This is a genomic window from Flavicella sediminum, from assembly GCF_006381105.1.
Taxonomy (GTDB): Bacteria; Bacteroidota; Bacteroidia; order Flavobacteriales; family Flavobacteriaceae; genus Flavicella; species Flavicella sediminum.
Genome location: NZ_VDET01000006.1, coordinates 1 through 2274, shown reverse-complemented (window position 1 = coordinate 2274; position 2274 = coordinate 1). Strand labels below are relative to the sequence as shown.

2 protein-coding genes are annotated in these 2274 nt (G+C 27.1%); both read right to left on the bottom strand.

Going from position 1 to position 2274, the window contains the following annotated elements:
* Positions 1 to 70: 70 nt before the first annotated feature.
* Positions 71 to 1234, bottom strand: a complete 1164-nt coding sequence (locus FGM02_RS07805; protein ID WP_139957809.1) for a DUF262 domain-containing protein — start codon at positions 1232 to 1234, stop codon at positions 71 to 73.
* Complete coding sequence (locus FGM02_RS07800; RefSeq protein ID WP_139957808.1) at positions 1227 to 1970, bottom strand: FRG domain-containing protein; 744 nt, start codon at positions 1968 to 1970, stop codon at positions 1227 to 1229. The genes FGM02_RS07805 and FGM02_RS07800 overlap by 8 nt, the downstream gene beginning before the upstream one ends.
* Positions 1971 to 2274: the final 304 nt, after the last annotated feature.

Genomic DNA, 2274 nt, shown 5'->3' with positions numbered 1-2274 from the left:
ATAAAAAAACACAAACCTTTTAGCAAACCTAAAAACTCACATTAACTTTATGCGGTGTTGTAGGTAGTTTTTATTCGTTTATTTTATACAGGTCAACAATACTTTTAAGTTCAATTGGATTTGTTGATGAAGCTTTATAATCAGGGTTTTCAAGATGGGATTCCGATAATATATTGGCAACTTGCTCCAAAAAAAACTGTATATTATCTTTAGAAGTGATTGTTTCTATAGTCATATTTGAAGTTTTCATTTTGTTAAATATACCTGCAATAATCATTGCTATTGATATTTGAAATTTACTTTTTTGTCTAGAAAAACCATATATTTCTCTAGAAAAAGGGAAATCAATAACTAATAATAATTCTTCAATGAATTTATTGAATTCAGTGAAAAGTCTTTCTGTTTTAAAAAAATCAGAAGATACTAGGTCAGGAGAAGCTTTAGCTAATTCAGATTTATCTTTCATATAGTTTTCTGCATATAGTGGAGATTTTTGAATTTTTATATTAATTCCATTTTCCAAAATATATAGGATTACAAAAATGTTTTCTTGCAAAGCCTTTTTTTGATATCTAGCTTTGGAAACGCTGTAAGCTTTGCTAAGTTTAGAATCATAGTTTTCAAGTAATTTTTTACAAAAAGCATTTATCTTTTGATTTGTTTTTGAGTCATACACAGCATGTCTTATCTCTTGAGGAGTTAAAGGTTTAGTTCCTTTATTATATCTACTGAATATTTCAAGTTCAAATTCTTTTCCTGGAAATTGTCTAAATGTAATTGCTAAAATATTTCCACTTTGTAGTAATCTTAAATCATCTATTTCTAAATCTCTAAAATAAAGATTATTGTATTCGGTGAGTATCGTTAGTTCTTTGAGATTAAACTTATTTTCAAAAAATCTATAAAAAGCTCTTAATCTATGCTGTCCATCAACTACATTTAGTACTTGAACTCCCTTTAGTTTATGGCTAGCTAAAAATATTGGAGGAATTGGAATACCCAAGAGCATACTTTCGATAAGAGAACTTTCGTCTTTTGATGTAGATCTATATTCACGCTGATAATCAGGCGTTAAAATAATCGCATCATTATAGTCTAATAACTGATCTTTAGTAAGCTCTTCGTCTTCTAATTCTTGTAGCTTATTTCCTAAATTTATTCTATCTCTAATAATTTGTAGAGTTAAGTCTAAACTACTTGGGTTTACTCTATATTTATCTATTTCTCTAGTCATTATCTTTCAAATATTCATTTATGTTTTGTTGATTGACAATATCTTTTGTCACCGACTCTAATTCAGGGTATAAATGTGTAAAACTTATCCCCATAATATATAATGAAGATAATATATCTGTCATATCTTCTTTGCTAATTTCAATTTTTCTCAAAATAGAATCATCATATATGTTTTCTAATGGTTTATCATCATCTTGAAACAATACAAATAGTCCTTTTTGGGCATTGATTCTAGTATTAATTTTTCGCCCATTTATTACAATAGGACCATCTTGTTCTATTATTGTGTTATCTTTAATATCAGATATATTAATAATTTTCGATTCTTGTTTAAATTTATGGTTGAGAGCAAGAGGATTTAAAAAATATACTACAGCATTTTCATTTATTTCTTCTTGAAATGATTTTTCTACGGCAAATAATATTGAAGTTATATGTGATGTTGTAAAATCTAATAATTTTGTAGGTAAACCATAATGTTGAGCATATAACATCCATTCCACCTCATTTTTAATATCTCCTGGGTTTGGAATATATTGATGCGCATCCATTTTAAATTTCTCTAAAAAATCTCTAATTACTCTTTTTGAATATTTTCTTTTTTGAGTATCATCGCTTCTTAGAGCACCTGGTAATAATTGATGATTTTTGAACTGTCCTCTTGATAATGAAAATTCTTTCGGTAAATTCTCTATATAAGATATATATTCACTTAATTTAGTAATAATTTCCATGCTCTATTCAATGTTGTAATGCAACGAATGCTGCTGTTTTTAAAACGTTCCTAAAATACAGTTTTTAGTTCAAATCATATGAGTTCTAGAGATATTTAATAAATTAATTCCATTTGATGGCTTTATGTTATTGAGTACAGCCATTTTTTAATCAATTACCTACAACGGTTTTGTATAAAGTTAGTGTGGGAGTTGATAATCGGAAGATTCTCAGCCAAACACTAAGCTTTTACTTATTTTGTGTTTTTATCTTAGTCGACCTAAAAATAGATAAATAAGTAGAAGTGACATAATAAATAAACAC